At 75.2% G+C, this 25,372-nt stretch carries 24 protein-coding genes and 1 tRNA gene; 12 read left to right on the forward strand and 13 right to left on the reverse strand.

Translation table 11 applies throughout. From position 1 onward, the window contains the following. Positions 1 to 12 precede the first annotated feature (12 nt). Positions 13 to 588: a TerD family protein gene (locus D7294_RS14910; protein ID WP_120679710.1), complete on the reverse strand. Its 576-nt coding sequence runs from the start codon at positions 586 to 588 to the stop codon at positions 13 to 15. A 213-nt stretch (positions 589 to 801) separates the two neighbouring features. Here D7294_RS14910 and arfB point away from each other — a divergent pair, with 213 nt between their 5' ends. Next, a complete protein-coding gene (gene arfB, locus D7294_RS14915; protein WP_422070701.1) occupies positions 802 to 1,290 on the forward strand; it encodes an alternative ribosome rescue aminoacyl-tRNA hydrolase ArfB in 489 nt (162 codons plus the stop codon). Positions 1,291 to 1,432: 142 nt separating this feature from the next. Here the strand turns inward: arfB and D7294_RS14920 are convergent, their stop codons facing one another. Further along, positions 1,433 to 1,933, reverse strand: coding sequence for a flavin reductase family protein (locus tag D7294_RS14920; protein ID WP_120679712.1), 501 nt, complete (start codon positions 1,931 to 1,933; stop codon positions 1,433 to 1,435). 309 nt (positions 1,934 to 2,242) lie between these two features. Here D7294_RS14920 and cdgB point away from each other — a divergent pair, with 309 nt between their 5' ends. After that, positions 2,243 to 3,850, forward strand: coding sequence for a diguanylate cyclase CdgB (gene cdgB / locus D7294_RS14925; protein ID WP_120679714.1), 1,608 nt, complete (start codon positions 2,243 to 2,245; stop codon positions 3,848 to 3,850). Positions 3,851 to 3,962: 112 nt separating this feature from the next. Continuing rightward, the gene (locus D7294_RS31930) at positions 3,963 to 4,937 is read left to right on the forward strand and encodes a carbohydrate-binding protein (protein ID WP_158674628.1); all 975 of its coding nucleotides are present in this window, start codon (positions 3,963 to 3,965) and stop codon (positions 4,935 to 4,937) included. 75 nt (positions 4,938 to 5,012) lie between these two features. Here D7294_RS31930 and D7294_RS14935 read toward each other — a convergent pair whose 3' ends face one another. The 4 genes from D7294_RS14935 to D7294_RS14950 are packed head-to-tail and all read right to left on the reverse strand — an operon-like array spanning position 5,013 to position 9,180. After that, positions 5,013 to 5,852, reverse strand: coding sequence for a class II fructose-bisphosphate aldolase (locus D7294_RS14935; RefSeq protein ID WP_120679716.1), 840 nt, complete (start codon positions 5,850 to 5,852; stop codon positions 5,013 to 5,015). Beyond that, a complete protein-coding gene (nagA, locus tag D7294_RS14940) occupies positions 5,849 to 7,057 on the reverse strand; it encodes an N-acetylglucosamine-6-phosphate deacetylase (protein WP_120679717.1) in 1,209 nt (402 codons plus the stop codon). Before nagA ends, D7294_RS14935 begins: the two co-directional genes overlap by 4 nt. After that, the gene (locus tag D7294_RS14945) at positions 7,054 to 8,187 is read right to left on the reverse strand and encodes an ROK family protein (RefSeq protein ID WP_338325653.1); all 1,134 of its coding nucleotides are present in this window, start codon (positions 8,185 to 8,187) and stop codon (positions 7,054 to 7,056) included. The genes nagA and D7294_RS14945 overlap by 4 nt, the downstream gene beginning before the upstream one ends. Before the next feature lie 42 nt (positions 8,188 to 8,229). Next, the gene (locus D7294_RS14950; protein WP_120679719.1) at positions 8,230 to 9,180 is read right to left on the reverse strand and encodes an SIS domain-containing protein; all 951 of its coding nucleotides are present in this window, start codon (positions 9,178 to 9,180) and stop codon (positions 8,230 to 8,232) included. Positions 9,181 to 9,335: 155 nt separating this feature from the next. Between D7294_RS14950 and D7294_RS14955 the strand changes: the two genes are divergently transcribed. The 4 genes from D7294_RS14955 (at position 9,336) to D7294_RS14970 (ending at position 12,707) form a co-directional block, all read left to right on the forward strand. Beyond that, positions 9,336 to 10,625: an ABC transporter substrate-binding protein gene (locus D7294_RS14955; protein WP_120679721.1), complete on the forward strand. Its 1,290-nt coding sequence runs from the start codon at positions 9,336 to 9,338 to the stop codon at positions 10,623 to 10,625. Positions 10,626 to 10,670: 45 nt separating this feature from the next. Then, positions 10,671 to 10,961, forward strand: a complete 291-nt coding sequence (locus D7294_RS14960; protein ID WP_120679723.1) for a DUF3263 domain-containing protein — start codon at positions 10,671 to 10,673, stop codon at positions 10,959 to 10,961. A 10-nt stretch (positions 10,962 to 10,971) separates the two neighbouring features. Continuing rightward, positions 10,972 to 11,799, forward strand: a complete 828-nt coding sequence (gene otsB / locus D7294_RS14965) for a trehalose-phosphatase (protein WP_120679997.1) — start codon at positions 10,972 to 10,974, stop codon at positions 11,797 to 11,799. 83 nt (positions 11,800 to 11,882) lie between these two features. Continuing rightward, on the forward strand, positions 11,883 to 12,707 hold the full coding sequence (locus D7294_RS14970; protein ID WP_120679725.1) for an SDR family NAD(P)-dependent oxidoreductase: 825 nt from the start codon (positions 11,883 to 11,885) through the stop codon (positions 12,705 to 12,707). A gap of 37 nt (positions 12,708 to 12,744) precedes the next feature. On the opposite strand, the gene D7294_RS14975 is transcribed toward D7294_RS14970, so the two are convergent. Continuing rightward, positions 12,745 to 13,434 (reverse strand): pentapeptide repeat-containing protein, encoded by a 690-nt coding sequence (locus tag D7294_RS14975; RefSeq protein WP_120679999.1) that lies wholly within the window; start codon positions 13,432 to 13,434, stop codon positions 12,745 to 12,747. A gap of 208 nt (positions 13,435 to 13,642) precedes the next feature. Here D7294_RS14975 and D7294_RS14980 point away from each other — a divergent pair, with 208 nt between their 5' ends. Beyond that, positions 13,643 to 14,653: a zinc-binding dehydrogenase gene (locus tag D7294_RS14980; protein ID WP_120679727.1), complete on the forward strand. Its 1,011-nt coding sequence runs from the start codon at positions 13,643 to 13,645 to the stop codon at positions 14,651 to 14,653. Positions 14,654 to 14,734: 81 nt separating this feature from the next. Then, positions 14,735 to 15,298: a DUF1275 family protein gene (locus tag D7294_RS14985; protein ID WP_158674629.1), complete on the forward strand. Its 564-nt coding sequence runs from the start codon at positions 14,735 to 14,737 to the stop codon at positions 15,296 to 15,298. A gap of 93 nt (positions 15,299 to 15,391) precedes the next feature. Here the strand turns inward: D7294_RS14985 and D7294_RS14990 are convergent, their stop codons facing one another. Continuing rightward, complete coding sequence (locus D7294_RS14990; RefSeq protein WP_120679731.1) at positions 15,392 to 17,554, reverse strand: alpha-galactosidase; 2,163 nt, start codon at positions 17,552 to 17,554, stop codon at positions 15,392 to 15,394. Positions 17,555 to 17,698: 144 nt separating this feature from the next. Beyond that, a tRNA-Thr gene (locus tag D7294_RS14995) sits at positions 17,699 to 17,770 on the reverse strand. Between the two features lie 404 nt (positions 17,771 to 18,174). Between D7294_RS14995 and D7294_RS15000 the strand changes: the two genes are divergently transcribed. The 3 genes from D7294_RS15000 (at position 18,175) to D7294_RS15010 (ending at position 20,842) form a co-directional block, all read left to right on the forward strand. Continuing rightward, positions 18,175 to 19,308, forward strand: a complete 1,134-nt coding sequence (locus tag D7294_RS15000) for an ABC transporter ATP-binding protein (RefSeq protein ID WP_120679733.1) — start codon at positions 18,175 to 18,177, stop codon at positions 19,306 to 19,308. A gap of 315 nt (positions 19,309 to 19,623) precedes the next feature. Beyond that, on the forward strand, positions 19,624 to 20,028 hold the full coding sequence (locus D7294_RS15005) for a hypothetical protein (protein ID WP_120679735.1): 405 nt from the start codon (positions 19,624 to 19,626) through the stop codon (positions 20,026 to 20,028). Between the two features lie 85 nt (positions 20,029 to 20,113). Continuing rightward, positions 20,114 to 20,842 carry a nucleotidyltransferase family protein gene (locus tag D7294_RS15010; RefSeq protein ID WP_120679737.1) on the forward strand — a complete coding sequence of 243 codons (729 nt, stop codon included), beginning with the start codon at positions 20,114 to 20,116 and terminating at the stop codon, positions 20,840 to 20,842. A gap of 70 nt (positions 20,843 to 20,912) precedes the next feature. Here the strand turns inward: D7294_RS15010 and D7294_RS15015 are convergent, their stop codons facing one another. The 4 genes from D7294_RS15015 to D7294_RS15030 form a co-directional block, all read right to left on the reverse strand. Next, entirely contained in the window at positions 20,913 to 22,070 is a 1,158-nt protein-coding gene (locus D7294_RS15015; protein ID WP_120679739.1) for a CU044_5270 family protein, read from the reverse strand. Then, positions 22,067 to 22,681 carry an RNA polymerase sigma factor gene (locus D7294_RS15020; RefSeq protein ID WP_120679741.1) on the reverse strand — a complete coding sequence of 205 codons (615 nt, stop codon included), beginning with the start codon at positions 22,679 to 22,681 and terminating at the stop codon, positions 22,067 to 22,069. Before D7294_RS15020 ends, D7294_RS15015 begins: the two co-directional genes overlap by 4 nt. Before the next feature lie 109 nt (positions 22,682 to 22,790). Continuing rightward, the gene (locus tag D7294_RS15025) at positions 22,791 to 23,438 is read right to left on the reverse strand and encodes a dihydrofolate reductase family protein (protein ID WP_120679743.1); all 648 of its coding nucleotides are present in this window, start codon (positions 23,436 to 23,438) and stop codon (positions 22,791 to 22,793) included. A 277-nt stretch (positions 23,439 to 23,715) separates the two neighbouring features. Continuing rightward, positions 23,716 to 25,305 carry a DoxX family membrane protein gene (locus tag D7294_RS15030; protein WP_120679745.1) on the reverse strand — a complete coding sequence of 530 codons (1,590 nt, stop codon included), beginning with the start codon at positions 25,303 to 25,305 and terminating at the stop codon, positions 23,716 to 23,718. Positions 25,306 to 25,372 lie beyond the last annotated feature (67 nt).

Raw genomic sequence — 25,372 nt, forward strand, 5'->3', positions numbered from 1 at the left:
CCGAAGGCGGCCTCAGACGTTGACGCCGAAGTCCTGGGCGATGCCCGCCAGGCCGGAGGCGTAACCCTGGCCCACCGCGCGGAACTTCCACTCCGCGCCGTTGCGGTAGATCTCGCCGAAGACCATGGCGGTCTCGGTGGAGGCGTCCTCGGTCAGGTCGTAACGGGCGATCTCCGTGCCGCCGTTCTGGTTCACCACGCGGATGAACGCGTTGCGGACCTGGCCGAAGTTCTGCCCGCGGTTGTCGGCGTCGTGGATCGACACCGGGAAGACGATCTTGTCCACCTCGGCCGGGAGCCCGGCCAGGTTCACGTTGATCTGCTCGTCGTCGCCCTCGCCCTGACCCGTCAGGTTGTCCCCGGTGTGCTGGATGGCGCCGTCGGGGGAGGTCAGGTTGTTGTAGAAGACGAAGTGCTGGTCCGAGACGATCTTCCCGCTGGAGTTCACCCCGAGGGCGCTCGCGTCCAGGTCGAAGTCGGCACCGGTGGTGGTACGGACGTCCCAGCCGAGGCCGACCGTCACCGCGGTCAGTCCGGGAGCCTCCTTGCTCAGCGAGACGTTGCCGCCCTTGGACAGGCTCACACCCATGTGGATTCCCCTTATTCCATTCCTCTTAGGTTTTCGCTCAGGTTCGCCAGGCTCGCTCTGGTCTTGCGTGCTTCGCGCAGATTGCTCCGGGTCGCCTTTGCGATGACGTTACTCTCACTGCCCCCAACGATGTCACCGGGTACGCGGGTTCCACCGGGCATCGGCGGAAAAACCGGGGTGCGCGTCGCGGCCGGCCGGGCGACCATGGAACGCGTGTCCACTCCCGCGCACCGACCCGCGCGCCCCGCGGCCCCCGGCCGCCGGGGCCACTCGCCGTACGCCATCCGCGGCGCGGTCGAGTTGCCCGAGTCGGAGCTGCGCTGGCGCTTCTCGCGCTCCTCGGGCCCGGGCGGGCAGCACGTCAACACCTCGGACACGCAGGTGGAGCTGCGCTTCGACCTGGCCGCCACCTCCGCGCTGCCCGCCGCCTGGAAGGAGCGGGCCCTGGGCCGGCTCGCGGGCCGGCTGACCGAGGAGGGCGTGCTGATCGTCAGGTCCTCCGGGCACCGCTCGCAGTGGCGCAACCGCGAGGAGGCGCTGCGCCGGATGGCCGGGCTGCTCGCGGAGGCCTCGGCCCCGCCGCCGAAGGCGCGCAGGGAGCGGAAGGTGCCGCGCGCGGTGGTGGAGCGGCGGCTGCGCGAGAAGCGGCACCGGGCCGAGCTCAAGCGCGGGCGCGGCCGGGGAGGCGGGGGCTGGGACTGAGCCGCGCGAACGCCCCCACGCGGCCCGGGCGCCCGGCGCGCCGCGCGGACCGGCGCCGCCGCCGGGGGCCCGCCGTCAACGCCGCGGGACGCTTTGTCAACAGGCCGCCCGATTCCGTCAACGGGCCGCCGCCGGCCGTTCGTCAACCGAGCGTGCGGTAGGCACCCCGGTAGTACAGCAGCGGGCCGCCCTCGGCCGCGGGCAGCGAGGCGGTGAGGACCCGGCCGACGAGCAGCCGGTGATCGCCCGCCACGACCCGCTGCTCGGTGCGGCATTCGACGGTGGCGAGGGCCCCCTTCACCAGCGGCGCACCGGTCGCCTCGCCGAGCACGTGCGGCACCTCCGTGAAGAGCAGCCGGTCGCTGAGCCGTCCCGACATCGCGAACCGGCCCGCGTGCACCCGCTGGTCCGCGCCGAGCATCGAGGCCGCCCACAGCGGCTGGCGTTCGAGGATCTCGTCCATCCTGGACCCGATCCGCACGCTGACCAGCACCAATGGCGGGTCGAGCGAGACGGAGAGGAAGGCGGTCGCGGTCATGCCGGCCGGCGCCCCGCGCGGCCCCTCCTCCTCGTCGTGCGCGGTCACCAGCACCACGCCGGCGGCCAGGCGCGCGAGGGCGCCGCGGAACTCCTCCGCGGTCACCCCCTCCGCGCGGGCCGCCTCCGGCGCGGGTGACTCGTCCCCGCCGGGGAACGCGTGTGCCTGCTGGGACCGGGGCAGCCGTGGTGGGAGTGACACGCTGAAAACGCTAGCCCGCCGCCCGGCATCACCGCATCGGACCCGGGAACCAGCCCTGACGGGAAGGTCCTACGTCGCGCGACCGAGCATTCTCGGTCTGTGACATGAATCACAGAAGGCAACTATTTGCTGACCCTGTGTACCTAATGGGCAGCTCGCTGTGATTCAGTGGCCTCTGTATCTGCACGTGCATTCCGCGCACCCGGGGGAGTGATGGAAACGGAGACGGAGCCGTATGTGCGCCTCGCCTCACTGCGGGAGCTGCACCAGGTCGTCGCCCAGCTGAACACCGCACGAAGCATGGCAGACACCCTCCAGACCATCGCCGACGGCACGGTCAAGGCACTCGGTTTCGAGCTGGCCGCCGTCAACCTCGTCAGACCGGACGGGGACCTGCTCGTAGCCGCTGTCGCGGGGAACGACAGCGCAGAGGCCGCGCTCGCCGGCCGCACCGGCTCCCGGGAGTCCTGGGAACGCCGGCTGGAGATGGCCGAACGCTGGGGCGAACTCCGTTTCATCCCGTACACCGAGGGCTGGGCCCTCGACGACGACGTGCCGCAGTGGCACACCACCGGGCCCGCCCCCCGCCATCCGGACGAGTGGCACCCGATGGACCGCCTCTACGCCCCGATGTTCGCCTCGGACGGCGAGCTGCTCGCGGTCCTCGAGGTGGACAAGCCGCGCAACGGCCGCCGCCCCGGCTCCTGGGGCTGCGAGGCGCTGCAGCTCTACGCCTCCCAGGCCGCGATAGCCATCAGCAACGCCAGGCTGCGGGGCAACATGCAGCGCGCCCTGGTGCGCCTGGAGCGCGAGCAGCAGGCCCTGCGCGCCAGCGAGGAGAGCTTCCGGCAGGCCTTCGAGTACGCGCCGAGCGGCATGGCCATCGCCGAGGTCGGCGGCGACAACCACGGCCGGCTGATCCGCGTCAACGACGCCCTGTGCCGCCTGCTGGGCCGCCCCGTCGCGATGCTGCGCCGCTACAGCTTCTCCGACCTGGTCCACCCCGAGGACACCGGCGTGCTGCTGCGCACCTCGGCCGAGGGCGGGCGCGCCGAGCTGCGCCTGGCCCGCCGCGACGGCTCCTACGTGTGGGTCAGCCTGCGCAACTCGGTGGTCGCGGACGCGGCGGACGGCCCGCAGGTGCTGCTCACCCACGTCGAGGACATCGAGGAGCGCAAGCGGCACGAACTCGCGCTCGCCCACCGCGCCAGCCACGACTCGCTGACCGGCCTGCCCAACAGCGCCGAGCTGCGCGCCCGGCTCGGCGCCCGCATCTGCGACGTCCCGCCCGACCCCTACGGCCGCGCCGCGCCGCACGGCGCCGATCAGGCCACCGACGCCTTCCGGGGCCTGGGCACGCCGGGCGCGCGCCCCTTCGACCACCACGAGCACGTCTATCCGCCCGAGGCCCGCGGCGGCGACGGCAAGGGGCTGGCCGTCCTGTTCTGCGACCTGGACGGCTTCAAGTCGATCAACGACCGCTTCGGCCACGTCTGCGGGGACGCGGTGCTGGTGGAGGTCGCCCGCCGCCTGGAGCAGGGCGTGCGCGACAACGACACGGTGGCCAGGCTCGGCGGCGACGAGTTCGTGGTGCTGGCCGAGGGCCTCGGCCCGGCCGAGGCCTCCGACCTGGCCGTCAGGCTGCGCAACGGCATCATCCCGCCCATCCGCGTCGAGGGCAGGGCGGTCCGGGTGGGGGCCAGCTTCGGCATCGGCTGGGCCTCCTGCGGGATGAGCACCGCGGAGATCCTCGAGTCCGCGGACCAGCGCATGTACATCGAGAAGCGCTCGCGCTCCCAGGGCCGCAGGCGGGCGGGCTGAGCGGCGGCACGCCCGCCGCGCGGGGCATGGCGGTGTCACCCGAACGCGGTAGGCTCCCGACCGTACGTACCACGGGTGGGGCGCATTGGTAAGCGGTAAGGAGCGGTAGTCGATGAGCGCGGGGAACACCGGCACGGGAGCGCCCGACGAGGGTGACGACCCGTTCGCCTACCTCTACCGCCCCGAGGGCGGTCAGGCGCCGCAGGGCCCGCCCCAGCAGGGCCCACGGCAGCCCTCGTACCACCAGGTGCGCCCGGTCGGCGAGCGGACGTTCGGCGGCCAGCAGGGCGGCTACGGCTACCCGCCGCAACAGGGCGGCGGCTACGGGTACCCGCCCCAGCAGGGCTACCGCCAGCCCGACGCGCACTACGCCGCCCCGGAGAGCCGGCCGGGCGGCGCGCCGCCCTTCGGCCCGCCCGACCGCCGCCGCCCCGACCCCGAGCCCCGCCGCAACGGGCTGCTGATCGGGGCGATCGCCGTCGTGCTCGCCGTGGCGCTCGGGGTGGGCGCGGCCATCGTCTTCAGCAACGGCGGCTCGGAGGACGAGGCGGGGGGCGACACCACGCCCACCCCCACCGGGGACGCGGGGGGCGACGGCGGGGACGGCTCCTCGCCCTCCTCCTCGCCCAGCGAGGACGAGGAGGACGACGGCCCGCCGGCCACCGAGGACCTGCACGACCTGACGCTGGGCAACGGCGCGGCCGTGGAGACCTCGATCGGCGGGGCCCGTTCCGCCGACGGCTCGTACATCGCCGTGCAGGGCAGGCCGCACGCGAGCATCAGCTGGACCTTCGAGATGCCGGAGGCGGGCTCGTACCGCTTCTACACGGGCTACGCCACCACCACCGACGGCCAGGGCATGAGCTTCTCGGTGAACGGCGAGCCGCGCGAGGACCCGGTCGACATGAAGGACTACGCGACCGGCAGCGACGAGATGGACACCAGCTGGGTCAAGACGTACAACCTCGTCGACCTGCAGGAGGGCGAGAACACCATCGAGCTCACCTGCACCTCCTCCTGCGACGTCAACATCGACGCCTTCTGGATCACCGAGGACACCGACCACGCCGTCGCGCCCTGGGAGTGAGCCCGCGCCGGGCCGCGCGCGGGCGCCCCGGCGCCAGGGTGCCGGCCCGGGCTCCCCGGCGCGGACGCCGGCGCCTCAGGCGCCGAGGACGGTGAGCAGGCGGGTCACCTCCGCCGTCATCGCCTCGCGGCCCGCCCGCAGGCAGGGGCGCGGGTCCGTCTGCTCCGGGTGCGCGAGCAGGTGGGCGCGCACGGCGCCGGTCATCGCCCGGTTCAGCGCCGTGCCCACGTTGATCTTGGTCATGCCGGCGGCGACCGCGCGGCGCAGCTCCGCGTCCGGCACGCCGGAGGAGCCGTGCAGCACCAGCGGCACCCCGGCGGCCGCCCGCAGGCGGCCGATCAGGGCGTGGTCGAGCCGGGCCGTCCGCTCCCGCATCGCGTGCCTGCTGCCGACCGCGACGGCCAGCGCGTCCACGCCGGTGTCCCGCACGAACGCCGCGGCCTGATCGGGGTCGGTGCGCACGCCGGGCGTGTGGGCGTCGGCCGGCTTCCCGCCGACCCGCCCCAGCTCCGCCTCCACCAGCAGGCCGTGCGCGTGGCCGAAGCGGACGGCCTCCGCGGTCGCCGCGAGGTTGGCCGCGTAGGGCAGCCGGGAGGCGTCGAACATCACCGAGCCGAAGCCGGCCGCCGGCGCCTGCCGCAGCAGCGCGTCCTCGGTGACATGGTCGAGGTGTAACGCGACGGGGGTGGGCGCCGCCTCGGCGAGCGCGGTGAGCGCGGCGGCCAGCGGCGCCGGCGCGCCGCCGTGGTGGGCGACCGCGTTCTGCGAGACCTGGAGCACCACGGGGGCACCGACGGCGGCGGCGCCGGCCGTCACCGCCTGGGCGTGTTCCAGCGTGATGACGTTGAAGGCGGCAAGGGCGCGGCCCGCCGCGGCGGCCTCCGCCAGCAGCGTGGCGGCCGGCGCCAGGCTCACGGCCGCACCACCCACTCCCCCTTGCGCATCACCCCGGCCACCTCGAACCCGGCGTCGAGCACCACCAGATCGGCGTCCTTGCCCGGCTCGACGGAGCCGACCCGGTCCGCGATGCCGAGCAGCCGCGCGGGCGTGCCGGACACGGCCTCGACCGCCTGCGGCAGCGGCAGCCCGTCCACGGTGACCGCCCGCCGCAGGGCCCGGTCCAGGGTCAGCGTCGAGCCCGCGATGGCGCCGCCCTCGGCCAGCCGCGCCACCCCGCCTTTGACCTCGACCCGCAGCGGGCCGAGCGGGTACTCGCCGTCGCCCATGCCGGCCGCGCCCATGGCGTCGGTGATGAACGCCACCCGCTCCGGGCCCGCGGTGCGGAAGGCCAGCCGCAGCACGGAGGGATGCAGGTGGATGCCGTCGTTGACCAGCTCGACCACGACCCGCTCGTCCTCAAGCAGCGCCGCGATCGGCCCGGGGGCGCGGTGGGCGAGCGGCGGCATGGCGTTGAACAGGTGGGTGGCCACGCTCGCCCCCGCCCGCAGGGCCTCCCGGGTCTTCTCGTAGGTGGCGTCGGTGTGGCCGACCGCGGCGATCACCCCCTGCTCGCACAGCAGCCGCACCGAGTCGATGCCGCCCGGCCCCTCCGGCGCCAGGGTCAGCATCCTGGCGGTCCCGCGCGCGGCCTTCAGCAGCACGGCGACGTCCGCGGGCTCGGGGTCGCGCAGCAGCGCCGGGTCGTGCGCGCCGCATCTGCCGGGGGAGATGAACGGGCCCTCGAAGTGGATGCCGGCCAGCTCGCCCTGCTCCACCAGCTCGGACAGCACCCCGGCCTGGGCGACGAGGTCGTCGAGGGCGCCGGTCACGGTGGAGGCCATCATCGTGGTGGTGCCGTGGGCGCGGTGGGTGGCGACGGCGCGCAGGGCCTCCTGCGCGGTCCCGGCCGAGAACGAGGCGCCGCCGCCGCCGTGGACGTGCAGGTCGACGAACCCGGGCACCAGCCACCGCCCGCCGAGGTCCACGTCCACCGCCCCGGCCTCCCCGGAGGCCCGGCCGGGCCCGGCCTCGTCCGGCCCCGGCCTCAGCGGCTCCCCGCCGGCCGGCGGCGCGGAGACGGCCACGATCCGGCCGCCCTCGATCGTCACCCGGCCGCCCTCCAGGACGCCCCGGGGGCCGACCACCCTGGCGTTGCCGAGCACGGTGCGCACACTGGTCATTGCCCAACCTCCGCTGTTCCCGCCGTCGAAGGCACCGCGGTCCGGCCCTCCGCCACCTGTCGCGCCCCCGCCTGCCCCACCGCGCCGGCCCCGCCGGGCGCACCCTCCTCGCCCGCCGGGCCCGCTTCGTCCGCCGGGGCCGCTTCGTCCGCCGGGGCCGCCGGGGCCGCGGCCGGTGCGGCCTGCGCGGTGGCCCAGGCGAGCAGGCCGGCGCCGAGGCAGCCGGCGCCGTCCCCGAGCGCGGCGGGAACGATCTCGGGCACCCGCTGGAAGGTGACCTTGGCCGCCACCGCCTCCCGCAGCGGCGCCAGCAGCGTCTCCCCCGACTCGGCGAGCCCGCCGCCCACGATCACGGTGCGCGGGTCGAGCAGCCCGATCGCGAGGAGCAGCCCGTCGGCGAGCGCGTCCACGGCCTCGGCCCAGACGGCCCGCGCCCGCGGGTCGCCCGCCGCCACCGCACGCGCCGCCTCGGCGGCGCTGCCGCCCCAGGCGCGGGCCACGGCCGCGGCCGAGGCCACCGTCTCCAGGCAGCCGCGTTGCCCGCAGGCGCAGGGCGCGCCTCCGGGCCGCACCACGACGTGCCCGATCTCGCCCGCGCCGCCGTGCGCGCCCGGCTCCATCCGGCCGTCGAGGCCGATGGCCCCGGCGATGCCGGTGCCCAGGGCCACGAAGAGGAAGCGGTCCACGCCCGCCCCCGCGCCCAGCCTGCCCTCGGCCAGGCCGCCGGTGCGCACGTCGTGCCCGATGCCGACCGGCAGTCCGCCGAGCCGCTCGCTCAGCAGCCGCCGCAGCGGCAGGTCGCGCCAGCCGAGGTTGGCGGAGTAGACCGCCACCCCCGCGGCCTCGTCCACCACCCCGGGCAGCGCGGCCCCCGCGGCGTGCGGCGGCGCGCCGAATTCGGCCAGCCCGGTCTCCAGCAACTCCCCTGCGAAGTCGAGGATTCCGGCCGCCGCCGCCTCGCCGCCGCCGGCCGCGGTCGGCCGGCGCGCCCGGTACAGGGGCGTGTTGTCCCGGCCGACCAGGGCGGCCTTCATCACGGTGCCGCCCACGTCCAGGGCGATCACATAGCTCTGCCTGCCGTTCCGGCCGCCTGCCGGCGGGCGTTCGGGGGCCGTCTCTCGCGGACTCACACCCGCAAGTCTCGCCTGTGGGAGGCGAAGAGGTCTAGTCCACTACGGCAGGACGACCGAGCGGGTGAGGTGCCGGGGCCGGTCGGGGTCGAGCCCCGCGGCCTCGGCGAGCGCCACCGCGAGCCGCTGGGCGCGCAGGAGTTCGGCCTGCGGATCGCGGTCCGTGGCGACCAGCAGGGCCCCGGTCGCGGCCACCTCGGCGGCCAGCCCCGCGGGCGCGGGACCGAGCACCCACACCACGCGTCCCGGCGCGGCCACCGCCACAGGACCGTGCCGGTACTCCATCGCCGGGTACGCCTCGGTCCAGGCCCCGGACGCCTCCCGCAGCTTCAGCGCCGCCTCCAGGGCCAGCCCGTAGGCCCAGCCCCCGCCGAGGAACGTCCACTGCCCGGCGGCGAGCAGCCGCGCGTCGAGCGGCTCGCGCAGCGCCTCCTCGGCCTCGGCGGCCGCCGCCTCCAGCGCCTCCGCCCCGCCCGGCGCCTCCCCCAGGGCGGCGCGCAGGAAGGCCAGCGCGGTGGTGGCGAACCGCGTCTGCACCACCGACTCCTCGTCGGCGTAGTCGAAGACGGCCACGTGCCGCGAGGCGCGCAGCACCGGGGAGGCCGGGTCGGCGGTCAGCACCACGAGCGGGGTGTCCCGGTGGCGCGCGGCCAGCTCGGCGAGCAGGCCGAGCACCTCCGTGGTGGTGCCCGAGCGGGTCAGCGCGAGCACCCGGTCGTAACGGCGGCCGAGCGGGAATTCCGAGGCCGGGAATGCGTCCGTCTCGCCCTGCCCGGTCCCCTCGCGCAGTGCGGCATATGCCTGTGCCATGAACCAGGACGTGCCGCAGCCGGTCACGGCCACGCGTTCGCCCGCCCTGGGCAGGGAATTCTCCGCGAAATGGCTGAGCCCGCGGGAACCCGCGGAACCCGCGCCCCGCGCGTCCCGTGCGGCCCTGCGCCAGCACGCGGGTTGGGTGCCGATCTCCCGCGCGGTGAGGGAAAGTTCGGTCATGCGGCCTGCACCTCGCCGTTCTTTTTGGTTGTTCTCCTGGTTTCTCGCCCGGAAACGAGAGTCAACTCCCCTTGTAACAGGGCAGTGTTGTAAATGCGAGTGCACTGCAGGAGGCTGGTGTGGATCCGGCGGCAGGCGGATGAGGGGGGTATTCCGTGCGGCGCAGAGAGTTCCTCACGACCGCGGTGGGCGCGGCACTCGGCTCGGGACTCGCGGCATCCGGCTGCGGCGTGCTGGGCGGGGACGGGGAGCCCACCGTGCTCAGGCTGTTCACCGCGGAACTGGGGGACGTCCTGGGCCAGGGCAGCACGGAGCAGTACTGGCGCGGGCTGGCGACCAGGTTCCGCGAGGAACGCCCGGACATCTCGGTCGTGGTGAGCTCGGCCCCGCGCCAGGAGGCGAGCACCGCGGTCGTCGAGCTGGTGAACCGCGGCCAGGCCCCCGACATCGCCCAGGTCGGCACCATCGCCGACTTCGCCGCCAGGGGCGCCCTGTACCCGGCCACCGAGCTGCTGAACGTCCCCGTGCTCTCCGGCCTCGTGCCGAACATCGCCTCGGCGGGCAAGGTGCGGCACATCCAGTACGGGATGCCGGTCGCGGCCCGCGTCGGCCGCCTCTTCTACAACCGCTCCCTCTTCGAGGAGGCCGGCCTCGACCCGGACGAGCCGCCCACGGACTGGGAGGCGCTGCTCGACGCGGCGAGCGCGCTGCGGGACGCGGGAACCCCGGTGCCCTTCGGGCTGCCGCTCGGCCACGACGACGCGCAGGACGAGGCCCTGGTGTGGATGCTCGGCGGGGGCGGCGCCCTCACGGACGTCACCGGCGGGTACGTGATCAACTCCGACGAGAACGTGGCCACCTTCCGCTGGCTGCGCGACGAGCTGAGCGCGGCGGGCCGCACGGGCCGGGCCAGCCCCGCGGAGACCACCCGGGAGGAGGTGCTGTCCGGCTTCACCGAGGGCAGCGTGGGCATGCTCAGCGGCGACTCCACCCTGGTGTGGCGGGCCGAGGCGGCCGGGCTCGCCTACGGCACCGCGGCCATGCCCGGCCGCTCCGGGCCCACCCGCTCCGCCGTCGCCGACGCCACCTGGCTGCTCGGCTTCAACCAGGCGGGGCACCGCGAGGAGATCGCCGCCTTCCTCGACTTCGTCTTCCGGCCGCCCTCGGGCGTGGCCTCCTTCGCCGGCCGGCACGGCCTGCTCCCGGCCAGCAGCCCCGAGGTCGAGGCGACGCTCCAGGGCCGCTCGCAGCAGGAGCGGGCGCTGCGCCCCTTCCTCACCGGCCTGCCCACCGCCACCTTCTTCCCCGTCGGCAAGGCGTCCTGGTCGATCGTGGCCGGCTCGCTCGCGCGCGGCATCCGGCGCGTGATGCAGCCGCGCACCGACGTCCAGCAGGTGCTCGACGAGTTGCAGCGGGAGGCCGAGTCGGCCGAGGAACTGCGCTGAGCCGGCGGCCACGGGACTGTCCGACCGCGCCCATAAAATGCCGGTATGAACGCCGACCAGCCGGCCGAGCCGGAAGCCGCCGCGCCCGGGCCGCCGCCCGCCGCGCCCCGGGCCGGGCTGTCGGAGCGGGAGCTGGCGGTGCTGGCCGTCGAGCGCCGCTCCTGGCCGCGGGCGGGGGCCAAGGAGCGCACCATCAGGGAGCGGCTCGGCATCTCCCCCACCCGGTACTACCAGCTGCTGAACGCGCTGCTCGACGATCCGCGTGCCCTCGCCCACGACCCGGTGACGGTCAACCGGCTGCGCCGCCTGCGCGAGGAGCGCCGCCACCGCCGGTAAAGTCATGTACATGGGCACCCACCCCGCTCTTCCCGCGCCCGCCACCGAGGAGGGCCGCGCCGGGCTCGCGGCCCTGCTCGACAGGCCGGAGCGCGCCCTGATCGCCTTGGACTTCGACGGCACGCTGGCGCCGATCGTGCTCGATCCCGAGCAGGCGCGCGCCCACCCGGCCGCCGTCCCGGCGCTGGCGGCGGTGGCCACCCGGGTGGCGGCCGTTGCGGTCGTCACCGGCCGCCCGGCCAGGGCCGCGGTCCGGCTCGGCGGCTTCGCCGGCCACCCGGAGCTGGCCGGCCTCGTCGTGCTGGGCGCCTACGGCGCCGAGCGCTGGGACGCGGCCACCGGGCGCCTGGAGACGCCCCCGCCGCACGCCGGGGTCGCCGCCGCCCGGGGGGAGCTTCCCGAGCTGGTCGCGCCGACCGGCGCCGCCGTCGAGGACAAGGGCAACGCGCTGGCCGTGCACACCAGGCGCGCGCCCCATCCCCAGGAGGCCTTCGAGCAGCTGCGCGCCCCGCTGGCCGAGCTGGCCGCCAGGCACGGGCTCGCGCTGGAGCCGGGGCGGCTGGTCCTCGAACTGCGCCCGCCGGGGATGGACAAGGGGACGGCGCTGACCGCGCTGGTCCGGGAGACGGGCGCCGCGAGCGTGCTCTACGGGGGCGACGACCTGGGGGACCTGGCCGCCTTCGACGCGGTGGCCAGGCTGCGCGAGTCCGGCGTGGCCGGGCTGCGGCTGTGCAGCGGCAGCCCGGAGGTCCCCCGGCTCGCCGAGGCGACCGACCTGACGGTGGAGGGCCCGGCCGGGGTGGCCGCCTTCCTCACCGCGCTCGCCGCCCGGCTGTAGGGGGGCGGGGCCCGCCGGGACTGCACGAGGGGTCCCCGGGGCCCGCCTATGCAAGACGCATCGTCTCGAATAGGGTGAAACCCATGCGGACAATACTCATCACCGGCTCGACCGACGGCCTCGGCCGGTGGGTGGCACTGCGGCTTGCCACCGACGCCACCGATCCGGCGCGGGTCATCGTGCACGGGCGCAGCGCGGAACGCGCCGAGGAGGTGCGCGAGGAGATACGCAGGGCGGCCGGCGAGGACCGTGCCGACGTGCTCCTCGCCGACCTCTCAGTGCTGAAGAACGTGGACGCGCTCGCCGACGAGGTCCTCAGGCGCTACGACCGCCTCGACGTCCTGGTCAACAACGCCGGGCGCGCGGGGACCTGGGACTCGCCGCGCGCGGTGACCCCGGACGGCTACGAGGAGCGCTTCGCCGTCAACTACCTCGCCGGGTTCCACCTGACCAACCGCCTGCTGCCGCTGCTGAAGAAGTCGGCGCCCGCCCGCATCGTCAACGTCGCCTCCGTCGGGCAGGAGCCCATCGACTTCGACGACCCGATGATCGAGCGCAACTTCTCGCCCGTGCGCAGCTACTCGCAGAGCAAGCTGGCCCAGATCCTGCACGCCTTCGACCTCGCCGAGGACCTGCGCGCCTCCGGCGAGGACGTCACGGTCAACGCCCTGCACCCGGCCAGCTTCATGGACACCACCATGTGCCGGGAGCTGGGCGTCCCGCCGTGGACCTCGGTGGACACCGGGGGCCGCGCCCTGCTGCACCTGATCAACGACGCGCACGTCGGCACCGGCAGGTACTTCGACAGCGAGGTGCCCGCGCGCGCCGACGAGCAGGCGTACGACCCCGAGGCCAGGAACCGGCTGCGCGTGCTCTCCGAGGAGCTGGTCGCGCGGGCGCTGGCCTGACCCGCTGCGGCAGGCCCCCCGGCGCCCGCCCGACGCGCTACGGCAGGACCCTGATCCCGAGCTGCGCCGCGAGATGCGGCGCGAGGTCGAGCAGCTGGCCGGGGGCGATCACCGCCCCGGCCAGCCGGTCCAGGCCCCTGGCCGGCTCGAACCTGGCCGCGCCGCGCAGGTCCACGTCCCGCAGCGTGGCCGCCGAGAAGTCGGCCCCGCGCAGCTCGCAGCCCTCGAAGGAGACCCGCTCCAGCCGCGCCCCGCCGAAGTCGGGCTCCACGAGCACGCAGCCGGCGAAGGCCACGTCGACCAGCCGGGACTGCCGCAGGTTCAGGTAGTCCAGCTTGCCGCCGCGCACCAGCACCCGGGTCAGCGTCGCGCCGCTCAGCTGCGTCCCGCCCAGCCTGGCGTCGCGTATCTCCACGTCCCGCAGCTGCGCCTCGCCCAGGGCCGTGCCCACGCCGCGCACCTCTTCCAGCAGGCTGTCGAGCAGGCGCGCCCGGGGCAGCCGCGCCTCGTCGAGGACGCAGCGGCGCAGCGCGCAGTCCAGGAAGCGCGCCCCGGGGGCGTGGGCCCCCGTCAGGTCGAGGCCGGCGAATTCGAGCCCGTCGTAGTCCTCCTCCGCGTCGAGGCTCCGCCCCGCGAAGGGGGTCAGCCGGGGCAGCGAGAACACCGGCGCCTTCGGCGGCGGCACCCGCTCTTCCGCTCCCGCCCGCGCGCCGCCCTTCCCCGTCATGCGCCCCTCGCCCGCATCGCCGCTCCCCCTGCCGCCCGCCATGCTGCCCAGCCGCCGCCGCTCACCCGTTCTCCGCCATGTCGCCCATCCTGCCCCAGGCCACCGACAATCCGGCTCCGGGCCTCGCCGCCGGGCGCCGCAGGGCCTGCCTTGACTTCAAGTGGGCTTGACGTTGCAGCGTGGTGCTCCCGAGAACAGAGGAGCCCCCATGCACGCCGTCCGCCTGCACGCCTTCGGCCCGGCCGAGAACCTGGTCTACGAGGAGGTCGCGGACCCCCACCCCGCCCCGGGCGAGGTCGCCATCGCCGTGGCGGCGGCCGGGGTCCACCTGGTCGACACCGTCCTGCGGGCCGGGCCGGACGCCGCGGGCGGCGCCTTCCCCGTGCCCGAGCTGCCGACCGTGCCGGGCCGCGAGGTCGCCGGCACGGTGGACGAGGTGGGCGAGGGCGTGGACCCCGCCTGGCTCGGCCGGCGCGTCTCGGCCCACCTCGGCATGGTGCCCGGCGGCTACGCCGAACGCGCGGTCACCGCCATTGGCAATCTGCACCGGCTGCCCGAGGGCATGACGGCCGAAACGGCGGTCGCCATGCTCGGCACCGGCCGCATGACCATGGGCATCCTCCGGTTCGCCGAGCTCACCGCGGAGGACACCGTCCTCGTGCTCGCCGCCGCCGGCGGCATCGGCGCGCTGCTCGTCCAGTACGCCAGGCACCGCGGCGCGCGGGTCGCCGGGGCCGCCGGCGGGCCCGCCAAGGCCGCCGCCGTGGCCCGGCTCGGGGCCGACCTCGCCGTCGACTACAACCGGCCCGACTGGGCCGACACCCTCCGCGAGGCGTACGGCGAGCGGCCGTTCAGCCTGCTGTGCGAGGGGGTCGGCGGCGAGTTCGGCCGCACCGCCCTCGGCCTGCTGGCCCCGGGCGGCCGCCACCTCTCCTACGGCTACGCGTCCACCGGCGCCTCGCCCCGCGGCGCGGTCGCCCCCTCCCCCGAGGAGCTGGCCGCGCGCGGCATCAGCTCCACCTCGGTGCTCGGTCCCGCGCTGTTCGAGAAGATCGGCGGCCGGGAGAACCTGCGGCTGCTGGAGGAGGAGGCGCTCGCCCTGGCCGCCGCGGGCACCCTCGTCCCGCTCGTCGAGACCTTCCCGCTGGCCGAGGCGGCCCGCGCCCACCGCGCCCTGGAGAGCCGCGCCACGACGGGCAAGGTGGTCCTGGTGCCCTGAGGCGCCCCGGGGGCGTGGCCGGCGGGAACGCGCGGTCGCGCACAACCCCCGATGTGCCCGGAACGCGCGGAAGATGGGCACATGGGAGTGCCCGCTCGGCTCATGGTGGCGCTGTCCCTCCTCGCGGGCGGGGTGGACGCCGTCGCATTCCTCACGCTCGACCACGTCTTCGTCGCCAACCAGACGGGCAACGGCGTGCTGCTCGGCCTGGGCGCCGCCTCCCGCTTCCTCCCCGGCGACGCCGGGGTGGGGCTGACCGGCCCCCTCGCCTCCCTGGCCGGCTTCTGCGCCGGCGGCCTCGCCGCCGCCGGGCTGAGCCGCCGCGCCCCGCTGCGCGCCCTGCTCTGGCTGGAGGCGGCGCTGCTCGGCCTGGCCGGCGCCCTGGCCTGGGCGCCGGCCCCGTGGTGCGCGGCGGCGCTGGCCGCGGCCATGGGCGCGCAGACGGTCTTCGCCACCCGCGTCGGCATCAAGGGCGTCACCACCACCGTCGTCACCAGCACCCTGGCCACGCTGTTCCTGCGGCTGCTCGTCCCCGGCGCGGGAGCGGGCCGCGACCGGGAGGCGGTGGCCCTCCTCCTGGCGGTCTGGCTCGCCTACCTGGCGGGCGTCCTCGCCGGGACCTCGGCCGTGCTCCCGGCGCTCTGACCCCCGCCGCGCGCCGTCCCACCGCGCCCGCGCCGCCGGGCGCCCCACCGCGCCCGGTCCCGCCCCCGGCGCGGGGGCGGGACCGGGCGGGGGTCACCCGACGCGCTCCGCCTGCACCAGGACCAGCCGCTCCGGGTGCTGGATCGGCGCCCGGACGCCGAGGTCGCCCAGCACCACGCCGGGCAGCGTGACGCCCTCGCCCCACCAGGCCAGGGTGTCGGAGGCGGCGCCCCGCAGCCGGTCGCCGGGCGGCAGCGGCGTGACCCGGTACCTGGCCTCGGGGTCGAGCCCCGGCAGGGCCACCCGTCCCGGCGGCGACTGGACGCTCGTGGCCACCTGGGCCAGCGCGTACACGGCGCGCGACCGGTCCTGCGCCACCACCCCGTGCACCCACAGCGCCGGGTCCTGGTGATCGCCGCGCACCACGGTCCCGCCGTGCAGCAGGGGCCGCAGCTCCTTGTACAGCGCGATCCACTCCGCGAGCGCCGCGCGGTCCTCCGCGCTCGCCCGGGTCAGGTCCCACTCGATCCCGAAGTGGCAGAACAGCGCGGTCCCGGCCCGGAAGCCGAGGGTGTGCGTGCGCCCCGTGGTGTGCGCCTCGGGCGCGCCGACGTGCGAGCCGAGCAACTCGGGCGGGAGCAGCAGCCCGGTCCAGCGCTGGATGCGCTGCCGTTCGAGGGCGTCGATGCAGTCGCTGGTCCACACCCGGTCGGTGCGCTCCAGGATGCCCAGGTCGATCCGGCCGCCGCCGGAGGAGCAGGACTCGATCTCCAGCTTCGGGTGCCGCGCCCGCAGCTCGTCGAGCAGCCGGTAGACGGCCTCGGTCTGGACGTGCACCCCGGCCTGCCCGCGCGGGCTGTGCCCGGCCTCCACCAGGTCGCGGTTGTGGTCCCACTTGAGGTACGTCAGCGCGTACTCCCCGATCAGCGCGTCGAGCCGCTGGAGCAGGTAGTCGTACGCGCCCGGGTGGCCGAGGTCGAGCACCTGCTGATGGCGCGACTCGGGCGGGAGCCGGTCGCCGGTGGCCATGATCCACTCGGGGTGGCTGCGGGCGAGGTCGGAGTTCGGGTTGACCATCTCGGGCTCGACCCACAGGCCGAATTCGAGGCCGCGCTCGCGCACGTAGTCGGCCAGCGGGTGCAGCCCCTGCGGCCACACCGTCTCGTCCACGTACCAGTCGCCCAGGCCCGCGTGGTCGTCGCGCCGCCCGCGGAACCAGCCGTCGTCGAGCACGAAGCGCTCCGCGCCCACCTCGGCGGCCAGGTCGGCCAGGTGCCGCAGCTTGGCCAGGTCGTGGTCGAAGTAGACGGCCTCCCACACGTTGAGCGTGACCGGCCGGGGCCCGCTCGGGTGCCGCTCGCGCGCCCGCAGGTGGGCGTGGAAGCGGCCGGACAGCTCGTCGAGCCCGTGCCGGCCGTAACTGCCGTACACCCAGGGCGTGGTGTAGGACTCCTCCGGGCCCAGGATCACCTCGCCCGCCAGCAGCAGCTCGCCCCCGCCGAGCAGGGAGACGCCGGAGGGGGTGCGCTCGGCGAGCGAGCGGTGGTTGCCGCTCCAGGCCACGTGCAGGCCCCACACCTCCCCGGAGCGGAAGCCGAAGCCCTTCTCGCCCGCGACGTGGACGGTGGCCGCGTCGGTGCCGGTGCGGCCCCTGCGGTTCTCGCGCAGGTGCGTGCCCAGGGTGAACTCGTGCCGCTGCGGGCTGCGTTCGCGCAGGTGGCGGCCGGTCATGTCGAGCAGTTCCGTGGCTCGCTCCGGCACCGGGAAGGCCAGCAGCACCCCCGAGAGGGCGAACGGCGCCGCGTCTGGCTCGTCCCGCCCGTCCGCCTGGTTGGTCACCGTGGCGCGCTGCCTGACCAGCCCGGAGCCGGTCAGCTCGATCTCCAGCCGCAGTTCGAGGCCGGCCCGCACGTCCTCCGCCGTCACCTCGACCGCCTGGCCCTCACGCTCCACCGCGGTGACCGCGAAGGCGGTGGAGAAGTCGGCCCCGGCGCGGTGCCCGGTCAGCCCCGGGGTGCCGAGCCAGCCCGCGGAGTGCTCGGGCAGCACCGCGAGCGGCACCACCACGTCGACGTTGTTGCTCGCTATCTGCGGCACCCCGGCCCGCACCAGCGCGGCCAGGTCGGCCTCCGACAGCTCTCCCAGGTCCCGGCCCCAGTGCGCGATCCGGGGCAGCCCCGGCCCCGTACAGTCCAGCACCAGGCTGATCCCCGCGGACCTGAAGTGGAGGAAGGGGAGGAAGCTTCCCTCGCGCATATGTGATCCTCTGATTGACCCTGTTCGGATGTGCGCGATATTTCTACGTTCGCCCGCCCGGCCAGTCAACGGGTCCCACCCCGCGGGCGGCGTGGCGGCCCACCGCGGGCCGCCGCCGGAGGCCCGCGCGTTCTCCCAGGTCAGAGCCGCCTGTCGGATTCGAACCGACGACCTATGCTTTACAAGAGCATGGCTCTACCACTGAGCTAAGGCGGCAGTCGCGTCTGCGGCCCGGCCACGGCCGGGAAGGCCCGCAAAGGCCGCTCCAGCCTACACAACGCCGACTTGACCGCGCCCGGCCCAACTCCCCCTTCTCCCCGGCCTCCCCCACCCCTTCTCCCCCGATAGTCTCCCCCGATAGTCAACGGGCCTGTCAACGGCCGCGTTCCCCCGCCGCCCGCCCCCGCGCCTCCGGGGAGTGCCAGTCGTGTTCCGATGGGTCACAGGGCCGCGCGCCGATCGGAAGATTGATCTTTACACGCGATTCTCTTTTGTCTTGGGGTACTGACAGATCGCGTTGTTTCGAGTTAGGTTTCGGTAGCGCTCGTGACATACGCGCGTAACACCTTCCTACTCGGATCGTCCGGCACGTTCCTGCCGGTAGAAGGAGACAAGAAGCGATGGCAACGGTCACCTACAACAAGGCCACCCGGATCTACCCCGGCGGCGAAAAGCCCGCCGTCGACCAGCTCGACATCGACATCGCGGACGGCGAGTTCCTCGTCCTGGTCGGCCCCTCCGGCTGTGGAAAGTCCACCTCCCTGCGGATGCTCGCGGGCCTGGAGGACGTGAACGGCGGCTCCATCCACATCGGTGACCGTGACGTCACCCACCTGCCGCCGAAGGACCGGGACATCGCGATGGTGTTCCAGAACTACGCGCTGTACCCGCACATGACCGTCGCCCAGAACATGGGCTTCGCGCTGAAGATCGCCGGCGTGAACAAGACGGACATCAGGACCAAGGTCGAGGAGGCCGCCAAGATCCTCGACCTCACCGAGTACCTGGACCGCAAGCCGAAGGCGCTCTCCGGCGGTCAGCGGCAGCGTGTCGCCATGGGCCGCGCGATCGTCCGCGAGCCGCAGGTGTTCCTCATGGACGAGCCGCTGTCGAACCTCGACGCCAAGCTCCGCGTCCAGACCCGCACCCAGATCGCCGGCCTCCAGCGCCGCCTGGGCGTCACCACCGTCTACGTGACCCACGACCAGGTCGAGGCCATGACCATGGGCGACCGGGTGGCGGTGCTCAAGGACGGCGTGCTCCAGCAGATCGACAGCCCCCGCAACATGTACGACAAGCCGGCCAACCTCTTCGTCGCGGGCTTCATCGGCTCCCCGGCGATGAACCTGATCGAGGTCCCGATCACCGACGGCGGCGTGAAGTTCGGCAACAGCGTGGTGCCCGTCGAGCGCACCGCCCTGACCGAGGCGCAGAGCAAGGGCGACACCCACGTGGTGGTCGGCTGCCGCCCCGAGCACTTCGCGGTGGTCACCGGCGACGGCGAGGGCGCCAGCCTGGAGAAGGCGAACGAGAACGAGGCGGCCGGCCTCGCGGTCATCGTGAACGTCGTCGAGGAGACCGGCGCCGACGCCTACATCTACGGCACGGCCGAGATCGGCGGCGAGACCAAGGACCTGGTCATCCGCGTCGACAGCCGCGACGTCCCCGAGAAGGGCGCCAAGCTGAACGTCGTGCCGCGCCCCGGCGAGACCCACGTCTTCGCCGCCGGCTCCGGCGAGCGCCTGAGCGACTGAGCAACCGACGGGCCGAGCCCCCGGCGGCCGGCCCGTCGCCACGCGCCACGAGGCCGTGTTTCCGCACACACAGCGGAAACACGGCCTTTCGCGCGTCAACGCCCCGGCAGCAATTCCCCGGAGTCCTTCACTCGTCAGGGTGGCGAAATGTCACCAAATCACTACTCCTCGCTACGATCGACGGGCCCGGAGCGCGGCGCGGCCTCACGCCGCGCGCCTCGTCCCGCCGTCCCGTTCGCCGCAGTCGGCGCGTGCCACGTGTCCCACGTGTGCCGCGCTTCTGTCGTCCATGTCGTACTCGCGAGGAAGATCACCGTGAATCAGGCACTCCGCCGCGTCGGCAGAACTCTCGCCGTCGCCCTTCCCGTTGTCCTCGTCCTCTCCGGCACGCTCGCCGTCACCCGGGTGCCCTGGGTGGGCTCCCAGGAGGACCGGGTGCTCACCGCCTCCACCGCGAACCGGGCCCAGGCGCCCGAGGACGTGCTGCTCGACCGGCTGCTGACCACGCTGCGCCGACAGGACCCGAGCGCCGCGCTGACCGGGCTGCAGGAGGCCGTGGACCGCGAACCCTCGCTGGCCCCGCACTGCGCGGAGATCGCCAGGGCGCTGGGCGAGGCGGCCGTCGAGAAGTACGGCAGCGCCAGGCGCGCCCAGCGGCACGCCAGGCCCGTCTGCGACACCTCCTACGCCGCGGGCGTCGCCGCCGGTTCCGGCAACTGACGCGCCCCCCGCGGCCGTCGCGGGCCGTCGCGGGCCCCGCCCACCGGGCCGCGGCCCGCGACGGCGGGACCGTAGGCTGCGGGGCATGACCGACGCCTCGCACGACGCACCCCCGCCCACGCAGGCCGTTGTCCTGGCCGGTGGTCAGGGCTCACGCCTGCGCCCCTACACGGACGACCGGCCCAAGCCGATGGTCGAGATCCCGGGCACCGGAATCCCGATCATCGGCCACCAGTTGACCTGGCTGGCCGCCGAGGGCGTCACGGACGCGGTGATCTCCTGCGGGCATCTCGCCGAGGTCCTCCAGGAGTGGCTCGACGCGGCCGAGTTGCCGCTCCGCGTCACCACGGTCAGGGAGCCGGAGCCGCTGGGCAGGGGCGGCGGCCTCAAGTACGCCGCCGCCGCGCTGCCCCGCCCCGACGAGCCCTGGTTCGCCACCAACGGGGACATCTGGACCCGTTTCTCGCTGCGCGAGATGGCCGCCTTCCACGCCGAACGGGACGCCACCGCGACGCTGGCCCTGGCCAGGCCCCGCATCCCCTGGGGCGCGGTGGAGACCGACGAGTTCGGGCACGTTCTGGACTTCATCGAGGCCCCGCCCTCCCCCTACCTGATCAACGCGGGCGTGTACGTGTTCGCCGCCCACTTCACCAAGCTGCTCCCCGACCGCGGCGACCACGAGCGCACCACCTTCCCGCGCCTGGCCCGCGAACGGCTGCTCGCCGGCTTCCCCCTCCCCCAGGGCGCCTACTGGCGGGCGATCGACACCGCGAAGGACCTCACGGAGGCGGCCAGGGAACTCGCCCGCCCCTGAAGGCACCAGGGCAGCGCCGGGGCGTCCCCGGCGCCCACGCGCCGGGGGACGCCCGCGGGGGCCGGGGCCCTCAGGCCGCCCCCTCCCCCGGCCGCTCCTGCGGCCGGTCCACGACCGCCCGGTCGAGCACCGCGGAATCGCGCAGGACGGTCCCCGCCTCGACACCCCGGCCCGCGGTGAGCTGGGTGATCCGCTGCCCGAGGTAGGTGTACGTGTCCCCGTCGAAGATCCACTCCGTGCGGAACTCGCCGTCGTCCCAGGCCAGCGCGATCCCCGCACGACCGGCGGCGTCGGCGACGCCCGTCTCCAGCTCCACGCCGGGTATCTCCGCCGCCGCCTGGTAGATCGCCGCGGCGAGCTCCGGGGGCAGCAGCGCCTCCTCGATCAGGGAGCCGATGGTCAGCAGCGCCGCGTAGTCCCTGCCCTCGCCGTCCTCCCGGTCCGCGACGCCGGGGGCGGCGTAGACCAGGTCGAGCAGTTCCTGCGGGTCGGTGGGCAGGCTCGCCAGGAACTCGTAGGTCGGCGTCAGGGCCTTGGCCGGCTCGTACTCCGCGTCGTCGGGCCAGAACTGGCCGTCGGTGAACATCCCGGGCCCGTACAGCTCCTGCTCCACCCCTTCGGGCGCGTACACGGTCCGGTGCCCGCCGAGGAAGTGCGGGTCCTCGACCCAGCCGTCGGTGCCGTCGGGCGAGAGCCACAACTCCCGCTCGTACGGCCCCTCCTCGTTGCGGTGGTAGACGTCGGGCTCCTCCACCGAGGCCAGGGGAAAGGTCTCGGTCTCCACCCGGGTGTGGACGTACACGTACTGGCCGGGCCCGGGCGCGGCGACCTCCTCGTGCAGGGCCGCGTAGACGATCCGGTCGACGGCCTCGCCCACCGTGACGTCGCCCGTGGCGGCGCTCTCGCCGCCGGAAGACCCGCCGCCCGTCTGCGGGAGGACGACGAGCGCGCCGCCGGCCAGGGCGGCCGCCACCGGGACGGCGACCCAGCCGAGCCGGCGGGGCAGGCGGCGCGGGATCCCGCGCCCGCCGGGCGCCGGCCCCCCACCCGCGGCTCCTGCCGTTCCTGCGGCCTCGCCCGGCTCGGGCGCCCCGGCGGCGCGCGCGGTGAACTCGCCCATCAGGAACTCCTCGATGGCGCCGAGCCGGCCGGGCGGCAGCGCCGGATCGCCCGGCGGCGGCAGCAGCCGGGCCAGATCCTCGCGGACGGTGGATTCTTCCGTGTTCATCGGTTCCTCTCCAGACTCGGCCGGACCGCCGGGACCCGGCGGTCGGCTCCGGCTCGCCCCCCGGGGGCCTTGGCTTCTCCGCCCAGCTCCCGCTCCGTCCAGGCGCGCAGCCGCTTCCTGGCCCGGGACAGCCGCGAGCGCACCGTGCCCTCGCGGACGCCGAGCACCGCGGCGGCCTCGGCGTAGCCGAGCCCCGACCAGACGCACAGCGCGACGACCTCGCGGTCGGCGGGGCGCAGCCGCTCCAGCGCGCGGCGGGCCGCGGCCAGCCGCTCCGCGTCGGCGAGGCGGCCGGCCACCTCCTCGGCGAAGTCGGGCAGGCTGTCGCCACGCGGCAGCCTGGCCAGCGCCCGTTCGTGGCGGCGCCTGGCCCGGCTCGCGTTCCGCAGCACGTTCACCGCGATCGCCATCAGCCAGGGCCGCGGCGAGTCGCCCTCCTCACGAAGGCGCCCGCGCAGCCGCCACGCCTCCAGGAAGGTGAGCGAGACGACGTCCTCGGCCAGCGCCGGATCGCCGGTCGCCCGCAGCGCATGTCCGTAGACGAGGGGGGCATGGGCGCGAAACAACTCCCGGAATGCCTCCGGGTCCCCGGCGCGTATCCGGGCGTGCATCGAATGTTTCACCCCCTGTCATGTCCGTCGCGGGACGGCCGTTCTCGTGACCTGCGTCACAGGAGGGCGGCGGGGAGAGGAACCTGCCGGGCCGGGCGGAGGGCCCCGGTCACTTCCGCCAGAACAGGTGGTGCCGCACGCCACTCGGGCTGGGCACGACCTCCAGGTGGAACCGGTCGAGCAGCTCGTCGGGCGACTCCCACAGCCGCAGCCCCGACCCGAACGTCGCCGGGTGGACCGCCACGTGCAAAGTGTCGACGAGGTCGGCCGCCAGGAACTCCCGGACGGTGGTGACCCCGCCGCCGAGCCGCACGTCCTTGCCCTGCGCCGCCTCCCGCGCCTGCGCCAGGACCGTGGCCGGGTCGCCCTCGACGAAGTGGAAGGTGGTGTCGGAGAGGCGGAACGAGGGACGCTTGTGGTGCGTCATGACGAACACCGGGGTGTGGAACGGGGGTTCGTCCCCCCACCAGCCGCGCCACTCGTGGTCCCGCCAGGGCCCCCGCTGGGGCCCGAACTTGTTGCGGCCCATGATCTCGGCACCGATGTGGTGGGTGAAGTCCCGGGTGAAGTAGTCGTCGAGGCCCCGGCTGCCCCCGGGATCGGTGCGGCCGGGCCAGCTCGCCGTGGCTCCGGCCCAGGCGAACAGCCTTGCCGGGTCGACGGCGCGGCCGAAGGGCCGTTCCAGGCTCTGGCCCTCGTCCGCGCCGATCCCGTCGCTCGAGACGGTGAAGTTCTGGACTCTCAGCAGCTGAGCCACGTGTTCCCTGCCTTTCTCCGTGGGTGCCGGCAACGACAAGGAGACTCTCCCGGTTCCGGAAACTCATCGCCGCCCCCGCCGCCGCCCGGGCCGCCCCGTCACCTCAGGGGGCGGCCCGGGCGGCGACGTCACCTCCCGGGAACCTGCGGGCCGCCGCCGGCCGGCGCGCCCGTGCCGCGGGGCAGCCGCTGCCACGTGCAGGAAACCGTGCGGCCGTGCGGCCGCGCGGCCGTGCGGGGAAGAGCCAGGCGTCGGCCGCCTCAGCCGAGAACCCCACCTAACCGAGCAGCCCGCCGATGGGGCCAGGGCTGCTCTGCTCACCCCCGTCGTCCGACGGGGCGTCGTCCTCGGCGTCCTCGGAGCCCGGGCCCGGCTCGCTCGCGCCCGCGCCCCCCGAGTCCGAGGCGGGCGGCGCCTCCTCCGGGGCCGGCTGCCGCGCCGGCGCCTCGGAACGCGGCGGGGCCGGGACGGTCTGCTCCACGCTCGGCGCCGTCTCGGGCCCCGCCGTCTCGCCCGCCGCGCCGCCCTCCTCCGGGCCGGCCGGGGCCGTCCCTTCCTTCCCCGACGCCTCCTCGCGGCCCGCGCTCTCGCCCCCGGCCTCCCGGCGCTCCTGCTCCCCCGGCCCCCGGGTGGCCTCCGCCTCGCCTTCCCCCGGCTCCTCCTCGCCCGGCAGCCGCTCGCCCGGCAGGTGGTTGCGCGGCGGCTCGCCCGGGCCCGGCACCTCGGGGAACTGGGCGGAGCGCACCGCCCCGCCGAGCATCGCCCCGACCAGCAGGGCGAGGCCGCCGAGCAGCGCCGCCAGCAGGCCGCCGCGGCGCAGCACCCGGCGGCGCAGCTCGCCGAGGGTGGCCTTGGGCCCGAGGGTGCGCCAGGCCTCGCCGGCCAGCCTGGCGTCGAGCGAGTAGACCGGCGCCCCGGCGATCACCAGCGGGCTCCAGGCCGCGAGCAGGATGATGTCGGGGGTGTCGTAGGCGGGGCCCTGCTGCCAGCTGACGGTGGCGAGCAGCGCGAGCGAGAGCAGCGCCCCGAGCGAGGCGGCCGGCCGCTGCCACAGCCCGAACACCGTCAGCACGCCCACGAGGATCTGGGTGAACGCGACGGTCAGCCCGGCCCCCACCGGGTGCGCGAGCGCCCAGTCGTGCAGGGGGGTGGCGACGCTCCACGGTTCCAGCGAGGCGAGCCAGGCGTAGAGGGAGCCGCGGTCCCCGCCGTCGAAGTAGACGGGGTCGGTGAGCTTGCCCATGCCGGCGTAGAGGGCGATGAAGCCGAGCAGCACCCGCAGCGGCAGCAGCACCACGCCCAGGCTGAGGCGGCTGGCGCGCCGCCCGGGGTAGTACGCCTGGCGGCCGTCGGCCTGCCGCGTCCTGCGCCGCTCCGGCTCGGCGGGGGCGCCGTGGCCCGCGGCCTGCGCGGTCTTCGGCCCGGCGGGCGCCGCCGCGCCGCCGGCCCCGGGGCCGGCGGCCTCGGCCGCGCCGCGCGGGCCGCCGACCGAGGGCAGCAGCCGCGTCGCCCGGTCGTCCTGCGGGGCGCGGGGCGCGGCGACGACGGGGGTGACGCGTGGGAGCACCTGGGTGGGAATGTCGACCCGCCCCGCGTTGCGGACCGCCTGCACCAGGGTGCTCGCGCCCGGGTCGCCCGGCGCGCTGCGCCCGGTCCACACGAGTGGCCGCCGGCGCGCCGTCGCCGGCACCCGGGACAGCCGGGGGGGCTGGGCGACCGCGAGGCTCACCGGGGGCGGGGTGGCGAGCTGAACCCGGAAACTGGCGTGGTTCACGATGACTTGGGCGGGGTCGCACGGCACCTTGACCATGCTCAGCTCCGGCTCGTGCATCGAGTGGCCGCGAGGTGTTCTGGTGTCCACACTCATCTAACTGAGTGACAGGACTTAAGACACTGCCTTGACCCCACAAACCATGTCCGCGACCCGTCAAACG

Source organism: Streptomyces hoynatensis, from assembly GCF_003626535.1.
Taxonomy (GTDB): domain Bacteria; phylum Actinomycetota; class Actinomycetes; order Streptomycetales; family Streptomycetaceae; genus Streptomyces; species Streptomyces hoynatensis.